The following is a 24,206-nucleotide window of genomic DNA, read 5'->3' as shown; positions in this document are numbered from 1 at the left end:
TCGGAGGGTGACCGTCAACCCCCGTACGAGTGCGTTGAATCCCGTCGCCGGGATACACGGGTGTCATGACGGGGCGATAGGGTTAACCTGCCCGGGTCGGGTGCCCTTGTACGGGTGGGGAGTGACATGGAACAGATAGCAATGCGCAGCAGGCCCCGAGTGCCTGCCATCACCTGCGGGAGCAGCGCGACCAGTTCGCGGCTCGACCGTCATCTCGCGGTGCTCGGCGGACCCGCCGTGCCCCAGCGCGAGGCGGCCGAGGCGACCCTGCTGATGCGGGAGCTGACGACGCGTACGCGCGAGGCGCCGGTGCACGGCCACCGCAGCCGCAGCGCCCGGGTCTCGCTCTTCGCCCCGCTCCGCCGACTCCGCCGCTCCCTCTTCGGCACCCGCCGCTAGCCCGCCCGGGTCCCGGCCGCCCGTACGGCCCCGACCTCGACTCCGCCGGACGTGTCCCCGCCCGTCCGGCGTTCGTCGTGCCCGTACCGTCGGATCTCGCCCGGTCACCTGCCCCTCCCGCCCCAACCGCCGGACCTCGCCCGGTCCCCCGCTCCTCCCGCCCGAACCGTCGGACCCCGTGCGGCCACCCGCCCCGCCGAGGCCCCCGACCCCGGCCCCGTCAGGCGACCACGCCCGCCTCCCTGAGCGCCTTCACCTCCGCCTCCCGCAGACCGAGATCGGCGAGGACCTCGTCCGTGTCCTGCCCGAGGGACGGAATCCGGTCCATCCGCGGCTCCGGCGCGTCCGGGAACACGATCGGCGGGAGCAGCGACCGCAGCGGACCGACCGGTGACTCCACCTCCCGCCACCGGTCACGGGCCGTCAGCTGCGGATGGTCCGCCAGCTCCGCCACCGAGTTGAGCCGGGCGCAGGCGATGCCCGCCGCGTCGAGCCGGGCCAGCGCCTCCTCCGCCGTCAGCGGGGCCAGCGCCGCCGCGACCGCCGCGTCCGTCGCCGCCCGCCCCGCGACCCGCGCCGCGTTCGTCGCGAAGGCCGGGTCGTCGGCGAGGTCGGCCCTGCCGAGCACCTGCCCGGCGAGCCTCCGCCACTCCCGGTCGTTCTGCACGGAGAGCAGCACCAGGCCCCCGTCCGCCGTCGGATAGGCGTCGTACGGGGCGATCACCGCGTGCGCGAGCCCCGTACGCGCCGGGGCCCCGCCGCCGTGCATCCCGTGGTGGAGCGGATGCCCCATCCACTCGGCGAGCGAGTCGAGCAGGGAGACCTCCACCGGCCCGCCCCGGCCGGTCGCGCCGCGCCGCACCAGCGCGGCGAGGACACCGGAGAAGGCGTACATGCCGGCGGCGATGTCGGCCGCCGGGATGCCCGACTTGACGGGCTGCTCCGGGGTGCCGGTCACCGACACCAGGCCCGCCTCGCACTGGACGAGCATGTCGTACGCCCGCCGGTGCGCGTACGGCCCCTCCGCCCCGTACCCCGAGACGTCCACCGCGATCAGCCGCGGGTGCGCGGCGCACAGGGTGGCGGCGTCGAGGCCGAGGCGGGCCGCCGCCCCCTGCGCCAGGTTCTGCACGAAGACGTCGGCGCCGGCCGCCATCCGCCGCACGAGGGCCAGGCCCCGGGGGTCCTTGAGGTCGACCGCCACCGACTCCTTGCCGCGGTTGCACCACACGAAGTGCGAGGCCAGGCCCCGGGCGGCGGTGTCGTACCCCCGGGCGAAGTCGCCGCCGTCCGGGCGCTCGACCTTGACGACGCGGGCGCCGAGGTCGGCGAGCTGGCGGGTGGCGAAGGGCGCGGCGACCGCCTGCTCGACGGCGACGACCGTGATTCCTTCGAGGGGGAGTGGCTGAGTGCTCATGACCGCCCTGCCTACCCTGCCGGACCGGCCCTTGTCACCAGGGGATGCGTCACGCGCCCCGTCGTCCCGTCGCGGTCACAGGAGCGCGAACTGCCCCTCCGGGCCCTCCTCCCGGTGGTCCAGTACGGACGCGGGGCGGCGGGCCCGGGCGGGCGGCGGCAGCACCCCGGCGGCCCGCAGCGCCGCCGCGCCGTCCGCCGCGTCCTCCGCCGCCCGTGCCGCGAGGGCCGCCCGCTCCGGCTCCCGCGCGCCGAGCAGCGCGAGCACGGTGATCAGGTCGAGCAGCTCCGAGGTCCACTCCTGCGGCCAGGCGGCCGGCCCGATCGCCTCCAGGGAGCCGGGCTCCGCCGGGGCGGTCCGGTGCGCGAACCACTGCTCCAGGATCCGGGCCCCACCCACCCGGAACTCCCAGGCCTCCGCCGGTACGGGGGAGATCCGGCCCCCGTCGAGGACCAGCGCCTCGTCCTCGGAGTCGTACGCCATCTTCGTCGGGCGGGCCGGGACCGCGGCCCGCACGTAGGGGCGGCGGCCGCCCGGCAGCCGGGGCTTCGTCCCGCTCAGCGCGCCCCGCAGCTGCACGTCGAGGAGGTCCCGGCCGAGCGCCACGCCCGCCGTCCAGGCCTCCGGTCCTGCGGGGAGCGGGACGCGGCACCCGGCGGGGGAGGGGCGGGCCGCCGCCACCGTCCACGCGAGCCAGTCGCGGGCGCCGACCTCCTGCCCGTACCGCTGCCCGAGGAAGTCCAGGAGGCCGGGTGCGAGGTTGGGTTCGAGGCCCCCGGGGCGCCGGAACAGCGGCCGGATCCGGCCCGGCCGGCCCGCCGGGGAGCGGCCCTCCGGCAGCGCGGCCGTCACCAGGAGCGCGGGCCCGGCCGCCCCCGGCACGTACCCCTGCTCCACGGCGAAGAGCTGCGGCTCCCCGGCGACCCGCCACAGCTCCGGCCGCGCGGTGTCGATCAGCCGGTGGTCGGGGAGCAGCCACTGCTCGTCGAACGGCCCGGACGCCACCCGCACCGGCGCCGGGCACGGGCCCGCCTCGCGCGCGAACCGCACGGTCCCGGTGCGCTGTCCGGGCAGCGCGGCCACCGTGCTCGCCGGGGTCCTGGCCCTGCTGGGCCGGAACAGCGTCTCCCGCTCGGCCCCCTCGGCGGCCGTGAGCCGGGCCCAGCGGGTCCGCAGGGTCCGCGCGTCGGGGGCGACGATCCAGGAGCGGCCGAACCGCAGCGGGGCCACGGACCACGGCATCAGCTCGTCGAGGAGGGGCGCGTCCTGCGGCCGGGCGTCATCGGTCACGCCCCGCATGCTAACGACCGCCGTCGGCGCGCCTCCAGCACGTCAGTGGGCCTCGACCGTGACCGTGAACGAGAAGCGGTCGCCGCGGTAGCGGATGCGGGCCACGTCGACGACCCGGCCGTCCTCGTCGTAGGTCACGCCCGTGTAGTGCAGGATCGGGGAGAGCAGCGGGACCTGGAGCAGGCCCGCCGTCTCCGGGTCGGCGAGGCGGGCCTCGACCGTGTCCGTGATGCGGCTGATCCGCACCCCGACCACGTCCCGCAGCACCTTCGTCATCGGCCAGCGCTCCAGGTCCGCCGGGTCGATCGCGGTGGCGAGCTCGGGGAGCACCGCGTTCTCCGCCCAGTTCGTCGGCTCGCCGCTCTCCCCGTCGCTGCGCAGCCGCCGGTACATCACGACCTCCGACACGTCGGGGAAGTACTCCGCCAGCTCCCCGGGCACCGGCTCGGCGCCGTGCCCGAGGACCGTCGTCCGCTCGCCCGATTGCTGGGCCACGATCGCGTCGATCGAGCCGAGCAGCCGGCGCGGGGTGGAGCGGCGGGCACCCGGCTCGATGAAGGTGCCGCGCCGCCGGTGCCTGCTGATCAGGCCCTCCTCCTCCAGCTCCTTGAGGGCCTGGCGCATGGTCAGCACGCTCACGCCGTAGTGGGCGGCGAGCCGCTCCTCGGTGGGCAGCCGCAGCGAGGCGTCGGGCGTGCGGCCCAGTATCGAGGCGCGCAGCGACTGCGAGACCTGGTACCAGAGCGGCAGCTTGCGGTTCAGGACCAGCGAGTCGGGAGCGAAGGCGGTCACGGGTCCTCCGTACGGGGCTACGGGCTTACGGCCGGGACTTTACGGCCGGAAATGGCGCTCCAGACCCTGCCACACGTCGTCGTACCCCTTCTGCAGATGGTCGGCGTTCGCGGCCTGCGGGGTCGCGGTCACCGGCCAGCGGGTCTCGAACATGAAGGCCAGGCCGTCGTCGATCTTCTGCGGCTTCAGGTCGGCGGCGCTGGCCCTGTCGAAGGTCTCCCGGTCGGGGCCGTGCGCGGACATCATGTTGTGCAGCGAGCCGCCGCCGGGCAGGAAGCCTTCCGCCTTCGCGTCGTACGCGCCCTCGATCAGGCCCATGTACTCGCTCATCACGTTCCGGTGGAAGTACGGCGGCCGGAAGGTGTCCTCGCCGACCAGCCAGCGCGGGGCGAAGGCCACGAAGTCCACGTTCGCCAGGCCCGGGGTGTCGGTGGGCGAGGTGAGCACCGTGAAGATCGACGGGTCGGGGTGGTCGTAGGAGATCGACCCGATGACGTTGAAGCGGCGCAGGTCGTAGACGTACGGGGTGTGGTTGCCGTGCCAGGCGACCACGTCGAGCGGGGAGTGCCCGTACGTCGCGGACCAGAGGTTGCCGCAGTACTTGTTGACGACCTCGACCGGGCCCTCGACGTCCTCGTGGGCGGCGACCGGGGCCCGGAAGTCCCGGGCGTTGGCCAGGCCGTTGGCGCCGATCGGGCCAAGGTCGGGGAGCTGGAAGGGGGCGCCGTAGTTCTCGCAGACGTAGCCGCGGGCGGTCTCGTCGAGCAGCTCGACGCGGAAGCGGACCCCGCGCGGGATCAGCGCGACCTCGCCGGGGCGGGCGGCGAGCAGGCCCAGCTCGGTGCGGAGCAGGAGGCCGCCGCGCTCGGGGACGATCAGCAGCTCGCCGTCCGCGTCGCCGAAGACCCGCTCCATGGAGGCGTTGGCGTGGTACAGGTGCACGGCCATGCCGGTGCGCTGGGTGGCGTCGCCGTTGCCGCCGAGCGTCCACAGGCCGGCCAGCCAGTCGGTGCCCGGGGCCGGGTCGGGCAGCGGGTTCCAGCGCAGCCGGTTGGGGTCGGGCACGGTCTCGGTGAAGGGGGCGCCGCGCAGCGCCCCGTTGTCGATCCGGGCGTACGGCGGGTGCGCGGCCGACGGGCGGATCCGGTAGAGCCAGGAGCGGCGGTTGTGCGCCCGCGGCTCGGTGAAGGCACTGCCGCTGAGCTGCTCGGCGTAGAGGCCGAGGGGTGCGCGCTGCGGCGAGTTGCGGCCGTGCGGCAGTGCGCCGGGGATCGCCTCCGAGCTGTGCTCGTTGCCGAAACCGGTGCTGTAGGTGAGCGCCTCGGCCGTCTTCCTGGCCTGCTCCGTGGTCATCGCCCGCTCCTGTCCTGAGCCCGCAAGGGAATCCTATGGGAGACCGTAGGATTCCGTGCGCCTCCCGTCAACGGCGCGTGGGGGCGAGGGGGCGGGTCGATGCACGCGAGAGGGGGTGGACCGGTGCGTGCGAGAGGGTGCGGACCGATGCGTGCGCGAGGGGGTCAAAAAAGATGAACATTGCTCTACTCTCACGCGCATGTCCCGGACCCGAAGGTTCGTCCTCGCGCTCTCGGTCGTGCTCGCGGCGCTCGCCGCAGCCCTCTTCACCGCCCCCGGGGCCCAGGCCCACGAGGAGCGGCCCGTCACCTTCCCCGACGGCTCCGGCAGCGTGCCGAAGCTTCGCACCGGCGAACCCGACCTCCTCGTCTGCAAGACCGACCGGACCGACTTCGCACGCCGGATCTCCGGCTTCCCGCCCGCGCTCAAGGCCCGCAACCTCGCCCTCTTCGAGCGCTGCGCGGCCTCCGGACACCGCCATCTCCAGCAGGCCGTCGACGCCGTCGACCGGCCCGGCCTCACCATCGCGATCCTCCCCGGCCTCTACGAGGAGGAGCCCTCGCAGCCCCCGCCCACCGGGGCCTGCGCCTCCCTCGACGCCCCGGACTCCGCGCTCGGCTACCAGATCCTCAGCTACGAGCAGCAGCGGCAGTGCCCGCACAACCAGAACCTGGTCGCCATCCTCGGCAAGAAGGACCTCCAGATCGAGGGCACCGGCGCCTCCCGCCTCGACGTCGTCATCGACGCCAAGTACCAGAAGCTCAACGCGATCCGGGCCGACGGCTCCGACGGCGTCTACTTCCGCAACTTCACCGCCCAGCGCACCACCTTCAACTCGCTGTACGTCCTCGCCGCCGACGGCTTCGTCATCGACGACGTCCTCACCCGCTGGAACGACGAGTACGGCTTCCTCACCTTCGCCTCCGACCACGGCCTCTACAAGAACTGCGAGTCCTACGGCAATGGCGACTCCGGCATCTACCCCGGCTCGGCCTCGAACATCAACGACGGGCGCGGCTACGACGTCCCCCGCTACTCCATCGAGATCACCGGCTGCCGCAGCCACCACAACATGGTCGGCTACTCCGGCACCGCCGGGGACTCGGTCTGGGTCCACGACAACGAGTTCGACCACAACATGGGCGGTGCCTCCATGGACTCCGCCTTCCCCGGCCACCCCGGACTGCCCCAGAACCACGCCCGCTTCGAACGCAACCTCATCCACGACAACAACCAGAACTACTACCCGTACGTCGCCGACGGCACCTGCGCCAAGCCGCCCGTCGAACGCGGCTACGAACGGGGCGTCGTCTGCCCCCAGATCTCCATGCCGCCCGGCACCGGCATCATCACCGCCGGCGGCAACTGGAACCTCTACGAGGACAACTGGGTCTACGGCCACCAGCGCGCCGCCTTCTACCTGAACGCCGTACCCGCCTTCATCCGCGGCGAGTCCGCCTGGGGCAGGCAGACCGACACCTCCCACCGCAACCGCTACGCCGGCAACCACCTCGGCACCGACCCCTCCGGCGCCTCCCGACCCAACCGCACCGACGTCTGGTGGGACGGCCAGGGCGGCGGCAACTGCTGGCAGGCCGACGCCGGCGCCACCAGCCCCGGCGCCCTCCCCGAATGCGGCGCCCGGCGAGGCGAGGTCTCCGGCACCGCCGACCGCCTCGTCGGCGAACCCGTCAAACTCGCCCAACTCCTCGTCTGCGCCGACTACGACGTCCAGGCCCGCCGCCTCCCGGCCGGCTGCGACTGGTACGGCGCCCGGGGCCTCCAGCGCGTCGAGACCCAACTCGCCCTCGGCACCGCCCTCGTCCTCGCCCTCACCGGCGGCGCCCTGTGGTGGCGCCGGCTGCGCGGCAACCGGCTCGCGGGCGCCGCCACCCTCCTCGGCCTGGCCGGCCTCGCCCTGGACGTGGCCGGCTCGACCCTCGCCCTCACCCCGACCGCCGTCCCGGCCGTCGCGCTCCTGCTCACCGGCGCCTGGTGGACCCTCCTCGGCCTCGCTTTCCGCCCTACCCGCCCCGCCTTCGCCTGGGCCACCCTGGCCCTCGGAGCCCTCACCCTCCTCGACGCCTTCGACAAGGCGGTCCTCATGATCCCCGGTATCCCCGTGAGCCCCGCCTGGCTCCGCCTCCTCCTCGGTGTCATCTGGATCCTCTGGGCCGTGGTGACAGCGGGCACCCGCCCCCCGACCGGAAAACCAGCCGGACCCGGGGACGCGCCGACCGGGCCCGGGAGTGCGCCGACCGAGCCCGGGGGTGCGCCGGTGGTGCTCGGGGACACGCCTGCTGAACCCGGAGATGCACCAGCGATACCCGGGGACGCACCGGCCGGATTCGGGGGTGCCTCCGTCTCCGCCCCCACCCGTACCTCCACCCCCACCCCCACTCCCGGCCCCGTGCCCCCGCAGGCCTCCGACGTCCGCCCGCATCACGGGGAGGGGTCCGCGTGACGCGCACACCCGGGGCCCCGCCCCTCGGGCGCCGGTTCGGCGGCCTCTGCCTGGTGCTCGTCCTGGCCGCCGCGCCGGTCCTCGCGGGCTGCGGCGGCCGGGCCACCACCCATCACAAGCCCGGCACCGGCCACCAGGAGGCCACCGGCGGCAGCGGCACCCTGCTGCCGGCCCGGGACGAGGCCGGGCACCGGCTCCGGGAGCTTCCCTCGGCGCAAGCCCCCACCGTCCGGGCCGAGGTCCGCCCCGACTCCGAGGGTGGCTGGAACGTCCACCTCACCGTGGAGAGGTTCCTCTTCACCCCGGAGAGCACCGGCGGCGCGGCCGTCCCGGGCCGGGGCCACGCCCGCCTCCTGGTCGACGGGCGCGAGACCGGTCGCCTCTACGGCCCCTGGGGATACGTACCGGCCGGCGCCCGCACCCTGACCGTCCGGCTCCACGCGGACGACCACACCGTCTGGGCCGCCGCCGGCGCCCCCGTCCAGGCCACCGTCCCCGTGGCCGGGGCCTCCGCCGCATCCGCCCCGCCGAGCCCCCGCCCCACCGAACCCGGCCGGCCCGAACCCGGCCGGACCGTCACCCTCACCATCACCGGTCGGACCGTCCAACCACCTCCTTCCCGCATCGAGTTGAAGAAGGGTGAACGGCTCACCCTCCACGTCACCAGCGACCGCGACGACACCCTTCACGTCCACGGCTACGACCGTGAACTGCCGCTCTCCGCCGGCACTCCCGCCGCCCTCGCCCTCACCGCGGACCGCACCGGCCTCTTCGAGGTCGAGACGCACGGTTCCGGACTCGTGCTGACCCAACTCGTCGTCCGATGACCACGGCCCTCGCCCAGGTCTTCGCCCCCGTCCCGGCCCCCGCCCACGGGGCCGGGCCCGTTCACGCCCACGCCACGGCATTCCCCCTTCCGCTCGCCCACGGCGTGGGCTCCTCGCACGACCTCCCCCTCTCCCCCTTCTACGCCTACGTCGGCGCCTTCACCGCGCTTCTCGTCTCCTTCCTCGCCCTCGGGCTGCTCTGGTCCTCCTCCCGTTTCCGCGGCGACGTGGCCGGACGCCCGATCCCCGCCGCCCTCCAACGGGCCGCCGACGCCCCGTCCACCCGCACCGCCCTCCGGCTCCTCGGCACCGCCGTCGCCCTCTTCTTCCTCCTCCACCTCCTCCTCGGCCCGGACGACCCGGACCGCAACCCCGCCCCCGGCGCCCTCTACGTCCTCCTCTGGGTCGGACTCGTCCCCGCCTCCCTCCTGTTCGGCCCCGTCTGGCGCCTGCTCAACCCCCTGCGCGCCCTCCACTCCCTCCAATCGCCGCGGAACCCCCGCCCGCTGCCCGCCGTCCTCGGCATCCGCCCCGCCGCCACGGGACTCCTCCTCTTCACCTGGCTCGAACTCGTCGCCCCCGACAACACCTCCCGCGCCACCCTCCTGACCGCCCTCGCGCTCCACCTCGGCGTCCAACTCCTGGGCGCCGCCCGCTACGGCGACCGCTGGTTCGCCCACGCCGACCCCTTCGAGGTGTACTCCTCCCTCCTCGCCCGTCTCTCCCCGCTCGGCCGCCGAGCCGACGGCCGACTGGTCCTGCGCTCCCCCTTCGACGGTCTCGACTCCACCCCCCGACTCCCCGGCCTCGTCGCCACCGTCTGCGTCCTCCTCGGCTCCACCGCCTACGACGGCATCTCCGACAACCCCCGCTGGATCACCACCCTCCAGACCTCACCCCTCGGCCCCGTCCCCACCGCCACGCTCGGTCTCCTCGCCGCCGTGGCCCTCGTCTCCGCCTGTTACGGCCTCTGTGCCGGCGTCCTGCGTCTCACGGACCGCGAACTCACCACCCCCCTCACCTCCTTCGCCCACTCCCTGCTGCCCATCGCCCTCGGCTATCTCACTGCCCACTACTTCTCACTCCTAGTCACTGAATTTTCACGCACAGTAATCATGGCAGGGGGTACTGACAACGCCCCCGCCCCCGCTCCGCCCCTGGACCCCGGCGGCCTCGCGGTCCTTCAGGTCGGCGCCGTCGTCGCCGGCCACGTCCTCGGCGTCGTCGCCGCCCACGACCGGTCCGTGCGCCTCTTCCCGCCGGCCAGGGCCGTCGCGGGCCAACTCCCCCTGTTCCTGCTGATGATCGCGTACACCCTCGGAGGCATCGGCCTGCTCGTCGCCTGAGGCCCCGGCTTCGCCCGCCCCCGCCCGAACGGCATCATGGACCCCGTGCCCCAGACCCGTCCCCAGACCGCTCCGGCGCTCCGCCGCGCCCCCGTGCAGCAGCGCAGCGCCGAGCGGCTCGCCCGGATCCTCGACGCCTGCGCCGTACTCCTCGACGAGACCGGGTACGAGCGGCTGAGCACCCGGGCCGTCGCCGTCCGCGCCGGTGTCCCCATCGGCTCCGTCTACCGCTTCTTCGGCAACAAGAGGGCGATGGTCGCGGCCCTCGCCCTCCGCAACCTCGACCGGTACGCCGAGCGGGTCTCCGAGCGCCTCGCCGCGACGCCGCTCCTCGACGCGCACGGTGCCATCGACGGCGTCCTCGACGAGTTCATCGCGATGAAGCGCACCGTCCCCGGCTTCGCCCTCGTCGACTTCGGCGTGCCCGCAGCCCTGCCCGGAGAAGCCTCCGACAGCACCCCTGGCAGCACTCCCGGCAACACTTCCGACGAGGCTTCCGGTACCGAGGGCGACACCGCTATCGGCGACGGCGAGGGCGGCTCGTGCGGTGAGGCCGAGGATCCCAACCGGCTCGTCGCCGAGCGGATCTGCGCTCTCCTCGCCACCCATCTGGGCCGTCCCGCCGACGAGGAACTGCACCGGAAGGTGCTCGTCGGGGTCGAGACCGCCGACGCCCTCGTCCGGCTCGCCTTCCGTGCGGACCCCGCCGGGGACCCGGCGCTCGTGGACGAGACCCGCCTCCTGCTCCACGCGTACCTGGGGCCCTCCCTCTCGTAGGAGCCCCGCTTTCAGGAGGCCCGTCCAGGGTCAGTCGCGTTCGCGCCAGTGGAGCACTTCGAGGGCGGCCGCCACGTCGAGGGGGCGGGAGGCGAGCGGGAGCGGCAGCAGCCGGTCGGCGCGGGCGAGGCGCCGCAGCAGGGTGTTGCGGTGGACGAAGAGGCGCTCCGCGGCCCGGGAGGCGTTGCACCGCTCGGCGAGGAAGACGCGTACCGCCTCGGTGGTCTCGGTCGGCGCCGCCGCCAGGTCGCCGAGGACGCGCGTGACGAACCGGTCGGCGTGTTCGGGGTCCCGGGTGAGGAGCGCGACCAGTTCGACCTCGTCGTACGAGGTCAGGCGCCGGGCGGACGAGAGCCCGGCCAGCATCCGCTGGGTGGCGAGCGCGTCGAGGTGACCGCGGCGGAACCCGTCGACGCCGGGCCCGGCCGAACCGAGCGCGACCCGTACGGTCGGCAGCCCCGCCAGGGCGGCCCGTACGCGGTCCGTGTCGGGGCGGCCGTGGACCCACACCCAGCGGGTCGCGGCACTCGCGAGGACGCTCAGCGGCGGCGTCCCGCCCGCCGCGGCGGCGAGGGCGTCCGCGGCGCGGTCGAGCTGGTGCAGATCGGCGTCGGGGTCGTCGGTCCAGACGACGGCCGCGGTGTGCGTCGGATCCAGGGCGTAGCCCAGCCGGGCCTGGGCGCGCTGCCGGGCGATCGGCGCGCCGTCCAGGAGGAGGGTCACGACCTCGCGGCGCTCGGCGTGGGTGCCGCGGGTGAGCTCGCCGCGCTCCACGCGCATGCGTGCGGCGATGGCGGCGACGGTGTCGTCGACGAAGGCGGAGATGGACCGCAGCGACACGTCGAGCAGTTCGCGCAGGTCATCGGTGTCGTCGGTGAGCGAGCAGGCGATCTGCGTCCACACGCGCACGGCGACGCCCTGGCCGACCCGGTAGGCGTCGAGCGCGGTCTCGTCGAGGCCGCGTCGCACGAGGTCGCGGGCGATGGCCAGCGGCGCGTCCCCCTCGTTCGCGGGCACCCGCTCGCCCGGGGCACGCACGTTGGAGGCCGCCCAGAACAGCAGGTTGGAACGGTTGGTCCGGCGCGTCCCGGCGGCGAGTACCGGATCGGCGGCGACCGCCTGCTGAGCCTGCCCGGACAGCGTGGCCGCGTCGAGCTCGGCGAGCCAATCCTGCCTGGGGTCGAGCGCGATTTCGGCGCCCCGGCGGATCAGTTCCCGGACGCGGAGCGACGGCGGTTTCCGCAGCGGCGTAAGCGACACACGGCGACTGTAGTGGTGCACATCGCACCGTACGGAGGCCGCTCCGGTGCACATCGTGCCTGGCCGCCCTGCCGTTCGCGCCCCACCATGGTCGGACCGCGCGTCGCCGTCCCGTCATCCCGCCGTCTCACCATCCCGCCGTACTGTCGTCCCGCCGAGCCGCCCTTCCGTTCTCGCACCCCCGCCCGCCCCCTTCGCCCCGGCTCGTCCTCATCCTCTGGAGTGGTCGCCCATGTCCGTTTCCGCCGCCCGGCCCGTCGCCGCCGAACACCTCGACGTCCTGATCGTCGGCGCCGGGATCTCCGGCATCGGGGCCGGCCGCTATCTGAAGACCGAGCTGCCGTCGAAGACCTTCGCGATCCTGGAGGCCCGGGCCGCCTCCGGCGGGACCTGGGACCTGTTCCGCTACCCGGGGATCCGCTCCGACTCGGACCTGCACACCTTCGGCTACGAGTTCAAGCCGTGGCGGGACGAGGAGTCCATCGCCGCCGCGCCCCGGATCCTGTCGTACCTGCGCGAGACCGCGACCGAGAACGGCCTCGACGACCACATCCGCTACCACCACAAGGTGCTCTCCGCGTCCTGGTCGAGCGACCGGGCGCGGTGGACGGTGCACGTCGAACGCGCCGACACCGGCGAGCGGACGGCGTTGACGTGCTCCTGGTTGTTCTGCGCGGGCGGCTACTACCGTTACGACCAGGGGTTCACCCCGCACTTCGAGGGCCGGGAGCGCTTCCGCGGCACGATCGCGCACCCGCAGCACTGGCCCGAGGACCTCGACTACGCCGGCAAGCGGGTGGTGGTGATCGGCAGCGGCGCCACCGCGGTCACGCTGCTGCCCGCGATGGCCGGAACCGCCGCGCACGTGACGATGCTCCAGCGGACCCCGTCGTACGTCATGCCGGTGTCGAAACGGGACGTGGTCGCCAACGTCCTGAAGAAGTACCTCGGGCAGGAACGGGGCTACGCGCTGACCCGGCGAAAGAACATCGCCCAGCAGCGCTTCGTCTGGGCCTTCTGCCGGCGGTACCCGAAGGCCGCGCGTCGGCTCATCCGATGGGTCAACACCAGGCAGCTGCCCGCCGGCTACCCGGTCGACGAGCATTTCAACCCGCCGTACGACCCCTGGGACCAGCGCCTGTGCGCCGTGCCCGACGGGGACCTGTTCAAGGCCATCCGCGCCGGGAAGGCCTCGGTCGTCACCGACCGGATCGCCACCTTCACCGAGAGCGGGGTACGGCTCGCGTCCGGCCGCGAGCTGGAGGCCGACGTCGTCGTCACCGCGACCGGCCTGAACGTGCAGGCCTTCGGCGGCGTCCGGATCACCGTCGACGGCGAGGAGGTCCGCCTCCCCGACACCGTCGCCTACAAGGGCATGATGCTCTCCGGAGTGCCCAACCTGGCCTTCTCCATCGGCTACACCAACAGCTCCTGGACGCTGAAGGTCGGCCTGCTGTGCGAGCACTTCTGCCGTCTCCTCGCCCACATGGACGCCTCCGGCCACGACGTCTGCCGGCCCGAACCGGCCGATCCGGCGATGCCGACCCGGCCGTTCCTCGACTTCGACGCCGGCTACATCCGGCGCGCGGTCGACCGACTGCCCCGCCAGGGGGACCGGATGCCGTGGCTGACCTCGATGGACTACCACGCGGACGTCAAGCTGCTCCGCGCCGACAGCGTCGTCGACCCGGAACTGCACTTCACCAGGTCCGGGGCCGCTCGCGCCACGACGGACTCTCCCCCCGCGACGACGGCCTTCTGACGAGCGGAGCGAGCGGTGCGACCGCACCCCTCCCCTCCCTCCCTACCGGTCGGTATGCTCGGCGCCACCCGACGCCCCCAGGGAGACTCCATGCCCACGGCCCTGCGCATCTGCCCCCTCTGCGAAGCGACCTGCGGACTGACCCTGACGCTCGAAGGGAGCCGGATCACCGGGGCGCGCGGCGACCGCGACGACGTCTTCAGCCGGGGGTTCGTCTGCCCCAAGGGCGCCGCGTTCCCCGAGATCGACGCCGATCCGGACCGCCTCCGCCGTCCCCTGGTGCGGAAGGACGGCGAACTCCGGGAGGTCGACTGGGACGAGGCGTTCGACACGATCGCCGCCCGAATCCGTCCGATCATCGAGGAGTACGGGCCGGACGCGGTGGGTATCGTCCTGGGCAACCCCAATGTGCACACGATCGCCGGAGCCCTCTACCCGCCCCTGCTCATCGGCGCGCTGCGCACCAGGAACCTCTTCACGGCGTCCACGCTCGACCAGATGCCCAAGCACGTCTCCAGCGGCCTCCTCTTCGGTGACCCCTTCGCCGTCCCCGTGCCGGACCTGGACCGCACCGACCACCTGCTGATCCTCGGCGCCAACCCGCTGGACTCCAACGGCAGCCTGTGCACCGCCCCCGACTTCCCCGGCAGGCTCAAGGCTCTCCGCGGGCGCGGCGGCACCCTCACCGTCGTCGACCCCCGGCGCACCCGCACCGCGCGCCTCGCCGACCGGCACGTCGCGATCCGCCCCGGCACCGACGCGCTGCTCCTCGCCGCCCTCGTCCACACCCTCTTCGCGGAGGACCTCACCGACCTCGGCCCGCTCGCCGCCCACGTCGAGGGCGTCGAGGAGGTACGGGCCGCGGTACGGGAGTTCAGCCCCGAAGCGGTCGCCACCGCCTGCGACGTGGACGCCGCCACCGTCCGCGCCCTCGCCCGGGAGCTCGCCACCGCGCCCACCGCCGCCGTCTACGGGCGGATGGGCAGCTCCACCGTGGAGTACGGCACCCTCGCCAACTGGCTGGTCGACGTCCTCAACATCCTCACCGGCAACCTCGACCGGCCCGGCGGCGCGCTCTTCCCGCTCTCCGCCACCGCGCCCGCCCCGCGCCCCGCCGGACCCGGCAGGGGCTTCGCCCTCGGTCGCCGGCACAGCCGGGTCTCGCACCACCCCGAGGTCAAGGGGGAGCTGCCGCTGGTCGCGCTCGCCGAGGAGATCGAGACCCCGGGGGAGGGGCGCGTCCGGGCCCTCCTCACCCTCGCCGCCAACCCCGTCCTGTCCGCCCCCGACGGAGACCGCCTCGACGCGGCCCTCGGCTCCCTCGACCTCATGGTCGCCGTCGACCCGTACCTCAACGAGACCACCCGCCACGCCGACGTCCTGCTGCCCCCGCCCCCGCCCTCCCGGAGCGCCCACTTCGACTTCGCCTTCAACGGGTTCGCCGTCCGCGACCAGGTCCGCCACACCCCGGCGGCCGTTCCCCTCGAAGCGGACCGGATGGACGAGTGCGAGATCCACGCCAGGCTGATCCTTGCCGTCTCGGGCCTCCACGGCACGCCGCCCTCGGCCGTGGACGACCTCGCCATCCGCACCACCCTCGCCAAGGCCGTGACGCAGGAGCACTCGCCGGCGTACGGCGCCGACCCCGAGGAGTTCGCGGCCCGGCTCACCGGGGACACCGGGGCCGAGCGGCGACTCGACCTGATGCTGCGGCTCGGCCCGTACGGGCTCACCCTCGACGAGCTGAAGGCGCACCCGCACGGCATCGACCTCGGCCCGCTCAAGCCCCGTCTGCCCCAGCTCCTCAAGACCCGCAGCGGGCGGATCGAACTCCTCCCCGCGCCGCTCGCCGCCGACCTGCCCCGGCTGCGCGCCGCGCTCGACGCCGTACCCGACCCGGACGCCCTCCGGCTCGTCGGGCGCAGGCACCTGCGCTCCAACAACAGCTGGCTGCACAATACGCCCGCGCTCGGCGGGGGCTCGAACCGCTGCACCCTCCAGGTGCACCCCCGGGACGCGGACCGGCTGCGGCTGACCGACGGCGGGCTCGCCCGGGTCAAGGGGGAGGGCGGCGAGCTGGAGGTGCCGGTCGAGGTCACCGACGGGGTACGGCCGGGCGTGGTGAGCCTTCCGCACGGCTGGGGCCACGACCGGGCGGGCACCCGGCTCGCCGTGGCGTCCGCCCGCCCCGGCGTCAACGTCAACCAGCTGCTCGACGGGTCGCGGATCGACCCCCTCTCCGGCACCGCCGTGCTCAACGGCTTTCCTGTCGAGGTGTCGCCCCTGCCGTGACACGGAGCGCCGCCCCGCCGTGATCCGAAACTGCGATCGAACGCCGTGATCGCATGCCCCCCGGCTGCGGTCCCGAGCTGCACCCCTGCATTGACCTGGGGTTTTGCTCGTATTGCTCACGGGTCAACACCTTGTTAACGGCGGAAGGGGGCACCTACGGTCGTCCGGACCGCCGCTCGGCGGCAGTTCAAGGGTGAACGTGAGGTGTCCTCCATGCTGACCGTCCTCGGCTTCGCCATGATCGCGACCTTCCTGGTCCTGATCATGACGAAGAAGATGTCGCCGATCGCGGCGCTCGTGCTGATCCCCGCGCTCTTCTGCGTCGCGGTCGGGGAGGGGGCCCGGCTCGGTGACTACGTCATCGACGGCGTCGGCAACCTGGCGCCGACGGCCGCGATGCTGATGTTCGCGATCGTCTACTTCGGCGTCATGATCGACGTCGGGCTCTTCGACCCGATCGTCCGGGGCATCCTGCGCTTCTGCAAGGCCGACCCCGTGCGGATCGTCGTGGGCACGGCGGTGCTCGCCGCGATCGTCTCCCTGGACGGCGACGGCTCCACCACCTTCATGATCACCGTCTCGGCGATGTATCCGCTCTACAAGCGGCTCGGCATGAGCCTGGTCGTCATGACGGGTGTCGCCGCCACCGCCAACGGCGTCATGAACACCCTGCCCTGGGGCGGTCCCACCGCCCGCGCCGCGACCGCCCTGAAACTGGACGCCGCCGACATCTTCGTGCCGATGATCCCCGCGCTCGGCGTGGGCCTGCTCTTCGTGTTCGCCCTCGCGTACGTCCTCGGCCGCCGCGAGCGCAAGCGCATCGGCTACCTCACGCTCGACGAGGCCCTGGTGCCGGAGACGGACACGGTGCTGGTCGCGGCCGGCGGGAGTGGCGGTGGGAGCGGAAGCAGGGGCGCGGGTGGCCACGCGGAGGCCGGGGCCGGGGCCGGCTCCGGTGCGGGGGAGACGGACGGCGACGGGTTCCAGGGGCTCGATCCGAACCGTGCCACGCTCCGCCCCCGGCTGTACTGGTTCAACGCCGGCCTGACGGTCGCGCTGCTCACCGCGATGATCCTCGAACTGCTGCCGATCCCGGTGCTGTTCCTCCTCGGCGCCGCCCTCGCGCTCACCGTCAACTACCCGGACATGGCCGAGCAGAAGGCCCGTATCGCCGCCCACGCCGACAACGTCCTCAACGTCTCCGGCATGGTCTTCGCCGCCGCCGTCTTCACCGGTGTCCTCACCGGTACGGGCATGGTCGAGCACATGGCGGACTGGCTCGTCGGCGCGATCCCCGAGGGCATGGGGCCGCACATGGGCCTGGTCACCGGGGTGCTGAGCCTCCCGCTCACCTACTTCATGTCGAACGACGGCTTCTACTTCGGCGTGCTGCCGGTCCTCGCGGAGGCGGGCGCGGCCCACGGGGTGTCGTCCCTGGAGATCGCCCGGGCGTCGATCGTCGGCCAGGCCCTGCACATGTCGAGCCCGCTGGTGCCGGCGGTGTACGTGCTCGTGGGCATGGCGAAGGTGGAGTTCGGCGACCACACCAGGTTCACGGTGAAGTGGGCCGCGCTGACCTCGCTGGTCGTGCTGGCGGCGGCGGTCCTCTTCGGGATCGTCTGATCCGCCGGACAGGCCCTGGTCACGGGCGGGTGCCCCGGTGGGTCGGGGGCGGGTCCGACGGCCTCTGAGCCGGACGGGCGACTCGGAGATCGACACACGCATGTCGCCACCCTCCGCAGTCACGTTATGACTGATAGTCGGATTATCGGTTGAAACACCCGACGTGTCCTTTCCTGGAGGAACCCGCATGCCTGCTCGTGCTCTCCGCCCCCTCGCCACCACCCTCGTGGCCACGGCGGCCATCGGCGGCCTCGCCCTCGCCGGTGCCCCGGCCGCGTTCGCCGCGCCCGGCGACAACGGTGACATCAAGGTCCACAAGGTCGGCACCCCCTACGGCAACCTGGACGACGAGGTGAGGGTCTGCAAGTTCTACCTCGCGGCCTTCAACTTCGACATCCTCGAAGAGGTCAGCTGGGAGATCACCCCGCAGCCGCCCCGGCCGGAGGTCCCCACCCTCAGCGGCCGCGTCGCGCTGAACACCGGGATGGGCCACACCAACCCGCTGACGCTGCCCGAGGGCCAGTACCGGGTCACCTGGACCTTCCCGGGCGCCACCCCCACCGGCAAGCAGAAGACCTTCACGGTCGACTGCCACGGCAACGGGCCGGGCGGACGTCCGGGCAACGGCCCGAACAACGGCAACAACGGCAACAACGGCGCCGGCAACAGCAACTGGTCCGGCAATGACAGCAACAGCAACTGGTCCAACAACGGCCAGGGCCGGCCCCCGCAGGGCCCGGTCGGCGCGGGCGGTGGCGGCGTGCAGCTCGCCGCCGCCGAGGAGTCCTCCGCCTTCGGCGTCGGGGCGGCCGTCGCCGCCGGCCTCGCCGGTACGGCCGGACTGGTCATGATCCGCCGCTCGCGCCGCCGCAACGATGGCGCCGCGTAGGTCCCGCATCACGCGCAGGCGCCGGCGCCTGTTCCGGCTCGCCAGGACCGTGACGATGGTCGTGGTCCTGGTGGTCGGAGGCTTCTGGTGGGCGGGCGACGACGAGCCCGCCGCCCCGCCCCTTGCCGCCGCTCCGGCCGCCTCCGGCGAAGCCGGGGCGGCGGCGGCCGCGGCGGCCGGGGCCCCGGCCGCCCTGGACCGCAAGGCGAAACCCGAGGCCCCGCAGGAGAACGCGCCCCCGCAGGAGAAGGCACCCCCGCAGGAGAAGGCACCCCCTTCGGAGAGCGCACCCGCTCCGAAGTCCGCACCCGCTCCGAAGGCCGCGCCCACCACGAAGGTCACGCCGACTCCGAAGGCCGCGCCCGCCCCGAAGGCCGCGCCCCGGTCGAAGGGCGCGTCCCAGGGTGCGCCCGCGCCGCTTCCCCGCTCGCGCCCCACCGCCGTCGCCGTCCCGGCCATCACCATCGAGGCCCCCGTGATCGACCTCGGCCTCGACGCCAAGGGGCAGCTGGCCACCCCGCCGGTCGACAACCCCGGGGTCGTCGGCTGGTACGCCAAGGGGGTCACACCGGGCGAGCGCGGGACCGCCGTCGTCGTCGGCCACCGCGACACCCTCACCGGCCCCGCGGTCTTCCTCAACCTCGGCGTGCTCAACCCCGGCAACACCGTCCGGGTCGCCCGCGCCGACGGCAAGGTGGCCGTCTTCACGGTCGACCGCGTCAAGACGTACGCCAAGGACGACTTCCCCGACAAGGAGGTGTACGGCGCCACCGGGCGGCCCGAGCTGCGGCTGCTCACCTGCGGCGGATCCTTCGACCGCAAGACGGGTTACGACGCCAACATCGTCGTCTTCGCCCACCTCACCGACATCGCCCAGAAGATCTGACGCCCCGGAACGCCCGAGCCCCGGAGTGCCGAGGCCACAGAACGCCGAGGCCACAGAACGCCGAGGCCGCGGAACACCGACGTCCCGGAACCCTCCCGCCGACGGATCCCAGCCGCTCCGTCGGCCCCCTCCCGCCGCGCCCGGCGGGCCGCGCCCCCCCCGGCGTGCGCCCACCGGGCGCGGCGGCGTGTCCGGGCCGCGGGCCCGGCGGCAAGGCGGAGGGGCCCAGTCCCGCCGCCCCGCGCCTGTCCGGTTCCGCCGTGGACGGCGCCCGGTCCGGGGCGGCACGATCGGCTCCGTACCGAATCCCACAGAGGCACCGGGGACGGCCCGGCACTGAGACCCGGGGCACGTCCCGCCACCCTGGCGCCGGAAAACTAACGGCGCTAGTTTGGGTGGGCGACGAACCCGTCGGTGACGTGAGGAGACAGCGGATGAAGGCGCACGACGCGATGTACATCGGCGGGGAGTGGCGCCCCGCCTCCTCCACGGAGACCGTCCCGGTGGTCAACCCGGCGGACGAGCAGGTCATCGGTCACGTCCCGGCCGGTACCGCCGAGGACGTCGACGCCGCCGTACGCGCCGCCCGCGCCGCGCTGCCCGGCTGGGCCGCCACCCCGCCCGCCGAGCGCTCCGCCCGCATCGCCGCCCTGCGCGACGCGCTCGCCGCCCGCGCGGAGGAGATCGCCGCCACCGTCACCGCCGAGCTCGGCGCCCCGCCGCAGCTCGCCGCCGCCGTCCACGCCGGACTGCCGATCGCCGTCGCCGGCTCGTACGCCGAACTCGCCGCCACCCACCCCTTCGAGGAGAAGGTCGGCAACTCCACCGTCTACGCCGAGCCGGTCGGCGTCGTCGCCGCGATCACCCCCTGGAACTACCCGCTCCACCAGATCGTCGCCAAGGTCGCCCCGGCCCTCGCCGCCGGCTGCACCACCGTCCTCAAGCCCGCCGAGGACACCCCCCTCACCGCGCAGCTCTTCGCCGAGGCCGTCCACGAGGCGGGCCTGCCCGCCGGCGTCTTCAACCTGGTCACCGGCCTCGGCCCGGTCGCCGGCCAGGCGCTCGCCGAGCACCCGGACGTCGACCTGGTCTCCTTCACCGGCTCCACCGCCGTCGGCCGCCGCATCGGCGCCCTCGCGGGCGGCGCGGTCAAGCGGGTCGCCCTCGAACTCGGCGGCAAGTCCGCCAACGTGATCCTGCCGAGCGCCGACCTTCCCAAGGCCGTCGCCGTCGGCGTCGCCAACGTCATGTCCAACTCCGGCCAGACGTGCAGCGCCTGGACCCGCATGCTGATCCCCGCCGACCGGTACGAGGAGGCGGTGGCGCTCGCCGCCGAGGCCGTCGCCAAGTACGTCCCCGGCGGGCGCGTCGGCCCGCTGGTCAACGCCAAGCAGCAGGAGCGCGTCCGCGGCTACATCGAGAAGGGGATCGAAGAGGGCGCCCGGCTCGTCGCCGGCGGCCCCGAGGCCCCCCGCGAGACCGGCTACTACGTCTCCCCGACCGTCTTCGCCGACGTCACCCCGGACATGACCATCGCCCAGGAGGAGATCTTCGGGCCGGTCGTCTCGCTCCTGAGGTACGAGGACGAGGAGGAGGCCCTGGCCATCGCCAACGGCACCGTCTACGGCCTCGCCGGAGCCGTCTGGGGCGACCCCGAGGAGGCCGTCGCCTTCGCCCGCCGCATGGACACCGGCCAGGTCGACATCAACGGCGGCCGCTTCAACCCGCTGGCCCCCTTCGGCGGTTACAAGCAGTCCGGCGTCGGCCGGGAGCTGGGCGCGCACGGCCTCGCCGAGTACCTCCAGACCAAGTCCCTGCAGTTCTGAGACGACTCGCCCCTTCACACAGCCCCGAGCCCCGAGGAGCACCGTACGTGAGCCCGATCCGCGCCGCCGTCCTGCCCGCCGTCGGCGCTCCGCTGGAGATAGCCGACATCGAGCTCCCGGAGCCCGGCCCCGGCCAGGTCCGGGTCCGTCTCGCCGCCGCCGGCGTGTGCCACTCCGACCTCTCCCTCTCCAACGGCACCATGCGCGTGCCGGTCCCGGCCGTCCTCGGCCACGAGGGCTCCGGCACCGTCGTCTCCGTCGGCGAGGGCGTCACGCACGTCGCCCCCGGCGACGGGGTCGTCCTCAACTGGGCGCCCTCCTGCGGCACGTGCCACCCCTGCTCGCTCGGGGAGGTCTGGCTCTGCGCCGACGCCCTGACCGGCGCCGGCGACGTCCACGCCCGCGCCCAGGACGGCACCGAGCTCCACCCCGGCCTCAACGTCGCCGCCTTCGCCGAGGAGACGGTCGTCGCCGCCCGCTGCGTCCTGCCCGTGCCCGACGGCGTCCCGCTCGCCGACGCCGCCCTGCTCGGCTGCGCCGTCCTCACCGGCTGGGGCGCGGTCCACCACTCCGCCCGGGTCCGGGAGGGCGAGACCGTCGCGGTGTACGGCGTCGGCGGCGTGGGCCTCGCCGCGCTCCAGGCCGCCCGGATCGCGGGCGCCTCGACGGTCGTCGCCGTGGACGTCTCCCCGGAGAAGGAGGCCCTCGCGCGGGCGGCCGGGGCCACCGAGTACGTCGTCGCCTCCGACACCACCGCGAAGGACATCAGGAAGCTGACCGGCGGTCAGGGCGTCGACGTGGCCGTGGAGTGCGTGGGCCGCGCCGTCACCATCCGCACCGCCTGGGAGTCCACCCGGCGCGGCGGCCGGACCACGGTCGTCGGCATCGGCGGCAAGGACCAGCAGGTCACCTTCAACGCCCTGGAGATCTTCCACTGGGGCCGCACCCTGGCCGGCTGCGTCTACGGCAACTCGAACCCGGCCGAGGACCTGCCGGTGATCGCCGAACACATCCGGGCCGGCCGGTTCGACCTGGGCTCCCTCGTCACCGAGCGGATCACCCTGGACGGCATCCCCGGCGCCTTCGACAACATGCTCGCGGGCAAGGGCGGCCGGGCCCTGGTCGTCTTCCCCTGAGACCCGTACGGGACGGAGGTCCGTACGGGCCGGAGGAACTTCGTCTCGTCGGCCGGTGTGGTCCGGGGTGCTTTGGTGACGCACCTTGCACGGTGCCCCGAGCGGCCCGGGGTCAGGCGAGCTGGATGGTCAGGGAGCCGGCGATCAACAGGGCGAGGCCCAGGGCGCGCGGCCGGGTGAGGGAGCGCCGCGGGAGCTTGAACAGGCCCTTGTGGTCGATGAGCGCGGAGGTCAGCTGCTGGCCCGTCACGGTGAGGGCGATGGTCACCGCCGCGCCGATGGCCGGGATGAGCAGGAAGGTGCCGGTGACGTAGGCGGCCGCGCAGGCGCCGCCGAGCCAGCCCCACCAGGGCATCTTCTTCAGCGGGACGATCCTGGGCCTCGGGGTGCGGCGGGTCGCGTGGAGCACGAGCAGGACGACGGCGATGGTGAAGGTCGCCACGGCGAAGCTGATCACCGCGACGGTGAGGGGCTCCTCGATCCGGGCACGCAGCCGGGCGTTGACCGCGCCCTGGACCGGCAGCACGCCGCCGGCCACGACGCCGAGGGCGAGCCACCCGGCGCGCCCGGCGCTCGACATCGCGGGCGCGCCGGCCGGGGCCGCGGCCTTCATGCCCCGGATGATCACGACGATGCCCGCGAGGACCGCCGCGGCGCCCAGGACGATGCCGGCGCCGAGCTCCTTCCGTTCCAGGCCGAGGAGGCCGAAGAGGTCGAGCGCGAGCGAGGCGAACATCTGGCCGGTGACGAAGAGCCCGACGGCGGCGAGGGCGCCGAGCCGGGGGAAGAGCAGGATGCCGCTGGTGATGTAGAGCGGGCTGGCGAGGCCCCCGAGCAGCTGCCAGGGCTCGACGTCGGGCAGCTTGCCGAGCGCGCCGAGCGCCCCGGCCGCCACCGCGAGGACGACGAGCAGGCCGGTCGCGACGCCGAGCTGGATGGTCGAGGCGCCGTAGGGGGTGCCGACGGCCGAGTTGAGCTGGAGGTTCACCGAGGCCTGGACGGCCAGCAGGCAGCCGACCAGGAGGGCCGCGGCGAGGAGCGCGGTGTGCATGGGATCTCCCTGGGACGGGATGGCGAGCAGTAAGTGGACACTTAGTCCGTTTAGCATGCCATTCGACACGGTAAGCGGACAAGGCGTCCACTTGTTTCGGGGGAAGTCGAGGGAAGTAGGGTCGGGCCATGAGCGACGACGAGCAGCGGGGCGGCGGAGCCGGTGCCGTGCACCGGGCCGACGGGCTCCTCGGTGACCTCCAGGCCGCGGACGAGCGGCCGGTCGCCCCGCGCAGACGCGCGGACGCCGAGCGGAACCGCGCCCAGATCCTGGCCGCGGCCGAGCGGCTCTTCGCCGAACAGGACCCCCGGTCGGTCACCATGGACCGGATCGCCAAGGCCGCCGGGGTGGGCCGCGCCACCCTGTACCGGAGCTTCCCCGACCCCTCCTCGGTCGCCGTGGCGCTGCTCGACGAGCACGAACGCCGGCTCCAGGGGCAGCTCATCCACGGCCCCCCGCCGCTCGGGCCCGGCGCACCGGCGGACGAACGGCTCGCGGCGTTCTACCTGGCGATGCTCGACCTCCTCGAACGGCACCTGCCGCTGGCCCTGGGGGCCGAGACGGGCCCGGCGCGCTTCCGGACGGGCGCGTACGGCTTCTGGCGCGTCCACGTCCGGACGCTCCTCGTCGACCACGGGGTCGAGGACCCGGACCCGCTGGTCGACATCGCGCTCAGCCCGCTGTCGCCGGAGCTCTTCCAGTTCCAGCGGCACGAACTCGGCCTGTCGGTCGAACGCGTCGGCCGCTCGCTGACGTCCTTCGCCCGCCGGCTGCTGCGGTCGGGGAACGGGAGCTGAGGGCCCCTCGGGGGGAGAG

At 73.9% G+C, this 24,206-nt stretch carries 19 protein-coding genes; 13 read left to right on the top strand and 6 right to left on the bottom strand.

Annotation, left to right across the window (positions count from 1 at the left end; genetic code table 11):
• Positions 1 to 126 precede the first annotated feature (126 nt).
• Entirely contained in the window at positions 127 to 399 is a 273-nt protein-coding gene (locus tag CP977_RS07670) for a hypothetical protein (RefSeq protein WP_079131446.1), read from the top strand.
• A gap of 220 nt (positions 400 to 619) precedes the next feature.
• Here the strand turns inward: CP977_RS07670 and CP977_RS07665 are convergent, their stop codons facing one another.
• The 4 genes from CP977_RS07665 to hmgA all read right to left on the bottom strand — a co-directional run bounded on the left by CP977_RS07665 (position 620) and on the right by hmgA (position 5,251).
• The gene (locus CP977_RS07665; RefSeq protein ID WP_062758960.1) at positions 620 to 1,816 is read right to left on the bottom strand and encodes a CaiB/BaiF CoA transferase family protein; all 1,197 of its coding nucleotides are present in this window, start codon (positions 1,814 to 1,816) and stop codon (positions 620 to 622) included.
• 75 nt (positions 1,817 to 1,891) lie between these two features.
• The gene (locus CP977_RS07660; protein ID WP_152369818.1) at positions 1,892 to 3,115 is read right to left on the bottom strand and encodes a type ISP restriction/modification enzyme; all 1,224 of its coding nucleotides are present in this window, start codon (positions 3,113 to 3,115) and stop codon (positions 1,892 to 1,894) included.
• A gap of 33 nt (positions 3,116 to 3,148) precedes the next feature.
• Positions 3,149 to 3,898 carry a GntR family transcriptional regulator gene (locus CP977_RS07655; protein ID WP_152369817.1) on the bottom strand — a complete coding sequence of 250 codons (750 nt, stop codon included), beginning with the start codon at positions 3,896 to 3,898 and terminating at the stop codon, positions 3,149 to 3,151.
• A 39-nt stretch (positions 3,899 to 3,937) separates the two neighbouring features.
• Positions 3,938 to 5,251: a homogentisate 1,2-dioxygenase gene (hmgA, locus tag CP977_RS07650; protein ID WP_109187071.1), complete on the bottom strand. Its 1,314-nt coding sequence runs from the start codon at positions 5,249 to 5,251 to the stop codon at positions 3,938 to 3,940.
• A gap of 199 nt (positions 5,252 to 5,450) precedes the next feature.
• On the opposite strand from hmgA, the gene CP977_RS07645 reads away from it, so the two are divergent.
• Genes CP977_RS07645 through CP977_RS07630 form a run of 4 tightly spaced genes read left to right on the top strand, consistent with a single transcriptional unit; the run spans position 5,451 to position 10,665 of the window.
• Positions 5,451 to 7,715, top strand: coding sequence for a right-handed parallel beta-helix repeat-containing protein (locus CP977_RS07645; protein WP_152369816.1), 2,265 nt, complete (start codon positions 5,451 to 5,453; stop codon positions 7,713 to 7,715).
• Positions 7,712 to 8,542, top strand: coding sequence for a cupredoxin domain-containing protein (locus CP977_RS07640; protein WP_229991586.1), 831 nt, complete (start codon positions 7,712 to 7,714; stop codon positions 8,540 to 8,542). The genes CP977_RS07645 and CP977_RS07640 overlap by 4 nt, the downstream gene beginning before the upstream one ends.
• Positions 8,539 to 9,888, top strand: a complete 1,350-nt coding sequence (locus CP977_RS07635; protein ID WP_229991587.1) for a hypothetical protein — start codon at positions 8,539 to 8,541, stop codon at positions 9,886 to 9,888. Before CP977_RS07640 ends, CP977_RS07635 begins: the two co-directional genes overlap by 4 nt.
• 36 nt (positions 9,889 to 9,924) lie before the next feature.
• Positions 9,925 to 10,665, top strand: a complete 741-nt coding sequence (locus tag CP977_RS07630; protein WP_062758950.1) for a TetR/AcrR family transcriptional regulator — start codon at positions 9,925 to 9,927, stop codon at positions 10,663 to 10,665.
• Between the two features lie 30 nt (positions 10,666 to 10,695).
• On the opposite strand, the gene CP977_RS07625 is transcribed toward CP977_RS07630, so the two are convergent.
• Complete coding sequence (locus CP977_RS07625) at positions 10,696 to 11,925, bottom strand: PucR family transcriptional regulator (RefSeq protein WP_229991588.1); 1,230 nt, start codon at positions 11,923 to 11,925, stop codon at positions 10,696 to 10,698.
• A gap of 232 nt (positions 11,926 to 12,157) precedes the next feature.
• Here CP977_RS07625 and CP977_RS07620 point away from each other — a divergent pair, with 232 nt between their 5' ends.
• The 7 genes from CP977_RS07620 to CP977_RS07590 all read left to right on the top strand — a co-directional run bounded on the left by CP977_RS07620 (position 12,158) and on the right by CP977_RS07590 (position 22,339).
• Positions 12,158 to 13,687: a flavin-containing monooxygenase gene (locus CP977_RS07620; RefSeq protein WP_152369814.1), complete on the top strand. Its 1,530-nt coding sequence runs from the start codon at positions 12,158 to 12,160 to the stop codon at positions 13,685 to 13,687.
• Between the two features lie 90 nt (positions 13,688 to 13,777).
• Positions 13,778 to 15,979 carry a molybdopterin-dependent oxidoreductase gene (locus tag CP977_RS07615; protein ID WP_152369813.1) on the top strand — a complete coding sequence of 734 codons (2,202 nt, stop codon included), beginning with the start codon at positions 13,778 to 13,780 and terminating at the stop codon, positions 15,977 to 15,979.
• A 213-nt stretch (positions 15,980 to 16,192) separates the two neighbouring features.
• On the top strand, positions 16,193 to 17,602 hold the full coding sequence (locus tag CP977_RS07610; RefSeq protein ID WP_152369812.1) for a CitMHS family transporter: 1,410 nt from the start codon (positions 16,193 to 16,195) through the stop codon (positions 17,600 to 17,602).
• Positions 17,603 to 17,789: 187 nt separating this feature from the next.
• Positions 17,790 to 18,491, top strand: coding sequence for a hypothetical protein (locus CP977_RS07605; RefSeq protein ID WP_062758940.1), 702 nt, complete (start codon positions 17,790 to 17,792; stop codon positions 18,489 to 18,491).
• Positions 18,492 to 18,546: 55 nt separating this feature from the next.
• Positions 18,547 to 19,377, top strand: coding sequence for a class F sortase (locus tag CP977_RS07600; RefSeq protein ID WP_308017207.1), 831 nt, complete (start codon positions 18,547 to 18,549; stop codon positions 19,375 to 19,377).
• A 434-nt stretch (positions 19,378 to 19,811) separates the two neighbouring features.
• Positions 19,812 to 21,203 carry an aldehyde dehydrogenase family protein gene (locus tag CP977_RS07595; RefSeq protein WP_109187068.1) on the top strand — a complete coding sequence of 464 codons (1,392 nt, stop codon included), beginning with the start codon at positions 19,812 to 19,814 and terminating at the stop codon, positions 21,201 to 21,203.
• 47 nt (positions 21,204 to 21,250) lie between these two features.
• Positions 21,251 to 22,339: a Zn-dependent alcohol dehydrogenase gene (locus CP977_RS07590; protein WP_109187067.1), complete on the top strand. Its 1,089-nt coding sequence runs from the start codon at positions 21,251 to 21,253 to the stop codon at positions 22,337 to 22,339.
• Positions 22,340 to 22,451: 112 nt separating this feature from the next.
• Here the strand turns inward: CP977_RS07590 and CP977_RS07585 are convergent, their stop codons facing one another.
• Positions 22,452 to 23,390 (bottom strand): DMT family transporter, encoded by a 939-nt coding sequence (locus tag CP977_RS07585; RefSeq protein ID WP_152369810.1) that lies wholly within the window; start codon positions 23,388 to 23,390, stop codon positions 22,452 to 22,454.
• Positions 23,391 to 23,518: 128 nt separating this feature from the next.
• On the opposite strand from CP977_RS07585, the gene CP977_RS07580 reads away from it, so the two are divergent.
• A complete protein-coding gene (locus CP977_RS07580) occupies positions 23,519 to 24,187 on the top strand; it encodes a TetR/AcrR family transcriptional regulator (protein WP_062758930.1) in 669 nt (222 codons plus the stop codon).
• The last annotated feature ends 19 nt before the right edge of the window (positions 24,188 to 24,206 follow it).

It is taken from the genome of Streptomyces cinereoruber (assembly GCF_009299385.1).
GTDB lineage: Bacteria > Actinomycetota > Actinomycetes > Streptomycetales > Streptomycetaceae > Streptomyces > Streptomyces bikiniensis.
The sequence above is the reverse complement of the archived record's forward strand: the minus strand, read 5'-3'. Positions and strand labels throughout refer to the sequence as shown.